The organism is Rhodococcus sp. (in: high G+C Gram-positive bacteria) (genome assembly GCF_049286785.1).
Classification (GTDB): Bacteria; Actinomycetota; Actinomycetes; order Mycobacteriales; family Mycobacteriaceae; genus Rhodococcus_F.
Genome location: NZ_JBAQEO010000023.1, coordinates 1 through 4,201 on the forward strand (window position 1 = coordinate 1; position 4,201 = coordinate 4,201).

The following is a 4,201-nucleotide window of genomic DNA, read 5'->3' on the forward strand; positions in this document are numbered from 1 at the left end:
GATCATCGCCGGGGCCGAGGACCCGTCCACGCCGCCGTCGGTGATGCAGATCCTTGCGGACGGCATCACCGGGTCCCGGTTCGAGGTGCTCTCCCCCGCCGCGCACGTCGCCAACCTCGAACAGCCCGGCAAGGTCACGGCTCTGCTGCGCGAACACATCCTCGGTGCGCACCACTCGCGCGGACGCGCCGGGTGCGAGGAGGATTCTGCGATATGACCGCCCAACCTGCGGACTCCATCCAACCGGACAACTCCCCCTCCGTCGCGGAGAAGATGCTTCCCTCTCCCGATTACGTGCAATCCCTGGCACGCGGTCTCGCCGTGATCCGCTGCTTCGATCACGCGCATCAGCGGCGCACGCTCAGCGATGTCGCCCGCGCCACCGACCTCACGCGAGCGACGGCGCGCCGGTTCCTGCTGACACTCGTCGAACTCGGATACGTAGCCACCGACGGTTCGACGTTCTGGTTGACACCACGGATCCTCGAACTGGGCTACAGCTACCTGTCGAGCCTGTCTCTTCCCGAAGTGGCGCAACCACATCTGGAGAAGCTCAGCCAAAGGGTGCACGAATCGACGTCGGTGTCGATTCTCGACGGCGACGACATCGTGTACGTCGCCCGTGTTCCCGTCAGTCGCATCATGACCGTGGGGATCACCATCGGCACCCGCTTTCCCGCCTACGCCACGTCGATGGGCCGCGTTCTGCTGGCAGGACTCACCGACGAGGAACTGGACGCCTACCTACGCCGGATCGATATCCAGCCGCTCACCGACCACGCGATCGGCACGCCCGAAGATCTGCGCGCCGCCATCCTGTCGGTGCGCGAGAACGACTACTGCGTCCTCGATCAGGAACTCGAGGCGGGGCTGAGATCGATGGCAGCACCCATCCGCGATACCGCCGGACGGACCGTCGCGGCGGTCAACATCTCCACCCACGCCGCGAGGTACCGCCTCGACGACCTCTATACCGATCTCATTCCGTCGTTGCGCATCGCCGCGCACGACATCGAACAGGACCTCGCCACCGTCAACCGCTGACGCCGGGGCGAAGAACGAAAGGTTTTCCATGCGTGACGTCGTCATCTGTGAGCCCCTGCGGACACCGGTCGGCCGCTTCGGCGGAGTCTTCAAAGACATTACCCCGCAAGCCCTCGCGGCCACCGTTATCAGGGCACTCGTCGAACGCACGGGCCTTGACGGCAGCCAGATCGACGACGTAATCCTCGGGCAGGCTTCCCCGGGCGGCGAGGCCCCCGCGATCGGGAGGATCGCCGCCCTCGACTCCGGCCTCGGCATCGATGTTCCGGGCATGCAGGTCGATCGGCGCTGCGGATCCGGTCTGCAGGCGATCATCACCGCAGTGCTGCAGGTGGCCTCCGGCGGCAACGAACTCGTCCTCGCCGGCGGGGCGGAGTCCATGAGCCAGGCCGAGTTCTACACCCACCCCAACATCCGCTGGGGCGTCAAGGGTGAGGGCGTGCAGCTTGCGGATCGCCTCGCCCGTGCACGCGTGACGGCGGGCGGCGAGAACTTTCCCGTCCCCGGCGGCATGATCGAGACCGCCGAGAACCTGCGTGCGGAGTTCGACATCAGCCGCGAGGATCAGGACGCTCTCGCCGTGCAGTCGCATCAGCGCGCCGTCGCCGCGCAGCAGTCGGGTCGGTTCGCCGAGGAGATCGTGGGAGTTACTGTTCCCCAACGCAAGTCGGGTCCGCTCCTCGTCGAGACGGACGAGCACCCGCGCGCCGATACCACGCTGGAATCACTCGGCAAGCTGTGCGCCCTCCGTTCGAGGATCGATCCCGCCTCCACCGTCACTGCCGGAAACGCCAGCGGCCAGAACGACGGCGCCGCGGTGTGCGTCGTGACGACCGCTGGGAAGGCGAAGGAGCTGGGACTGAAACCGCTGGCCCGGATGGCGTCCTGGGCGGTGGCGGGTGTGCCGCCCCGCACCATGGGCATCGGTCCGGTGCCCGCCACGGAGAAGGCCCTGGGTCAGCTCGGTCTCACACTGTCCGACATCGGCGTGATCGAACTGAACGAGGCTTTCGCCGCTCAGACGCTCGCCGTGCTGCGGTCCTGGGATCTGGACCCCACCGACGAGCGCCTGAATCCCAACGGTTCCGGTATTTCCCTGGGACATCCCGTGGGAGCCACCGGCGGCCGGATTCTCGCCACGCTCCTTCGCGAAATGGATCGGCGCGAGACCCGTTACGGGCTGGAAACCATGTGCATCGGCGGTGGACAGGGACTGGCCGCGGTGTTCGAACGAGCCTGAACCGTCGATGCGGGGAAGTCGGCGTCTATTCGGCCGACGGCGCAGCAGGATCCTGTGAAGGTTGCTTACGCGAGAACCTCATCTTGACCTGGTACACCTTCATCAGAACCTTGCCGAGCAGCATCTGGAAACGCAGCTTTGCTCCGGACGGTTGTTCACTCATGCTTGCTCGTTTCTGCTGACGCGGTTCACATTCGAACGCACGTGGGAAATGGTGGAGCCCACAATAAGCCATCTGAAGAACCTTCTGTGCTCGGGGTCACATCAGTCGCGCATTACTCTTCCGCCCGCCGCCACCAAGATTCCGCTCCGTTCATCCAGATGCGCCCGAATCCACACCGCACGTGCGCCCAATGTCACAGCGGTTCAGTCAGATTGAACGAATGTGACATTGGGCCAGCGCATCTCCGACGGCGACCGAGCCGCTGTAGCTCCGTGACTCGTGGCACACCGAAAGCGTGTGATGCACGTCTCAGTTTGAGACCTGTCGCAAAGTGAGACACGTTTACGCTCTTCTCACCACCGCTACACCAGACGCGCACGGGCAGAACATGCCCGGATGCGCCCGAATGGGAAAGAGGTGGAGGGCCAAGGTGTCATCACACCAACTCGCGTCCGGCAGGCGAGAACTCGAGGCAGCCCGCGAGCACTTCCTGACCTCACAGGAACCCCATCCCGCGGCCGTACGTGAAAGCATCCTCGACTCCTGGCGCCGATCCCAGTCCCTTCGTGTCTCTCCCGACAGGGTCGAACTTCCGTTCATCAGGGAACCGAACCTGGACAGTCCGCTGATGAGCGCGGCAGCACCGGTTCTGAAGCAACTCGCCGCCGATCTGGCCGCGGAACCCATCAGCGTAATCCTGACCTCCGCCGACGGGGTGGTCCTGCACCGTGGCGCGTCGGATCGGCGCCTGAATCGGTCGCTCGACAACGTCCAGCTCACCACCGGATACAGCTACGCCGAGGAGTTCGTCGGCACCAACGGCATCGGCACCGCGCTCGAAACCCGAACACCCACACTCGTCACGGGGGGAGAGCACTATGCGGATGCGCTCGGTCGGCTGACCTGCGCCGGCATCCCGATCATCCACCCACTGACCGGTGTCCTCGTCGGCGCGCTCGACCTCACCGGCTGGGTCGACCAGGGTGGCACGCTTCTCGCCACACTCGCCAAGTCCGCGACCAGCCAGATCCAAACGCGGCTGCTGGCGCAGTCGAGCGCGCGTGAGACCGCGTTACTGAACGCCTATCTCAGGGCCTGCCGTCACTCCTCGCACGGTGTCATAGCCGTCGGTGGCGACATCGCCCTCACCAACCGGCATGTTCGCGAAAGTCTGGACGCCTACGATCAGGCGGCGCTGCTCGAACACGCCGTCGATCTGCTCGACGAACCGAACACCGGCCACACCGTCGTGACCCTGCCCAGTGGATGCAGCGTTCGGCTCGACACCGGTGACGAGCTCACCCACACCCGGGCAGGCAAGGCCGTCCTACTGCACGTGCGACTCACGGATCCCACGCCGGCCACGCGGGTCGACGTGGGCCGTGATCTGCCGATACCCGGCATCGTCGGATCCAGCGCGTCGTGGCGCCGCAGTTGTGCGCAGGTACAGCGCTGTGTCCGAGAAAGGCACTGGGTCGTCATCTCCGGCGAACCCGGGACCGGACGCGGCCACCTCCTGAAGGCGGCAGCGACTCAATGCACTCCGGCGGCACGTCCCCGGGTGCTCACTCCGTCGGCGTTCCCGACCTCCGATGCTGGATCGGTGCGACACTCGATCCCGCGGTCCGAACCACCACGATCGATGCGGTACTCCTCCCCTTCCTCAGTCACACCGTGCACCTGCCCGCGCTGCGCCATCGCATCGAGGATCTGGACGACCTCGTACCCCACCTACTTCGGCAGCTGGCGTCGGG

Annotated in this window: 4 protein-coding genes and 1 pseudogene; 4 read left to right on the plus strand and 1 reads right to left on the minus strand. The window is 65.7% G+C overall.

What is annotated here, in order from left to right; translation table 11 throughout:
- The 3 genes and pseudogenes from WAW17_RS01075 to WAW17_RS01085 all read left to right on the plus strand — a co-directional run.
- Nucleotides 1-217: pseudogene (locus WAW17_RS01075) on the plus strand (hypothetical protein); the annotation flags it as partial.
- Nucleotides 218-273: 56 nt separating this feature from the next.
- Nucleotides 274-1,044, plus strand: a complete 771-nt coding sequence (locus WAW17_RS01080) for an IclR family transcriptional regulator (RefSeq protein WP_422331186.1) — start codon at nucleotides 274-276, stop codon at nucleotides 1,042-1,044.
- Between the two features lie 28 nt (nucleotides 1,045-1,072).
- Entirely contained in the window at nucleotides 1,073-2,284 is a 1,212-nt protein-coding gene (locus WAW17_RS01085; RefSeq protein ID WP_422331183.1) for an acetyl-CoA C-acetyltransferase, read from the plus strand.
- 25 nt (nucleotides 2,285-2,309) lie between these two features.
- Here the strand turns inward: WAW17_RS01085 and WAW17_RS01090 are convergent, their stop codons facing one another.
- Nucleotides 2,310-2,447 carry a hypothetical protein gene (locus WAW17_RS01090; protein WP_422331184.1) on the minus strand — a complete coding sequence of 46 codons (138 nt, stop codon included), beginning with the start codon at nucleotides 2,445-2,447 and terminating at the stop codon, nucleotides 2,310-2,312.
- Nucleotides 2,448-2,877: 430 nt separating this feature from the next.
- Between WAW17_RS01090 and WAW17_RS01095 the strand changes: the two genes are divergently transcribed.
- A partial coding sequence (locus WAW17_RS01095) for a sigma-54-dependent Fis family transcriptional regulator (protein WP_422331185.1) occupies nucleotides 2,878-4,201 on the plus strand: 1,324 nt, incomplete at its 3' end.

What these genes read in the sequence shown, in the direction of transcription:
- WAW17_RS01080 (WP_422331186.1), top strand. Translation starts at nt 274, where the DNA reads ATGCTTCCCTCTCCCGATTACGTGCAATCCCTGGCACGCGGTCTCGCC.
- WAW17_RS01085 (WP_422331183.1), top strand. Translation starts at nt 1,073, where the DNA reads ATGCGTGACGTCGTCATCTGTGAGCCCCTGCGGACACCGGTCGGCCGC.
- WAW17_RS01090 (WP_422331184.1), bottom strand. Translation starts at nt 2,447, where the DNA reads ATGAGTGAACAACCGTCCGGAGCAAAGCTGCGTTTCCAGATGCTGCTC.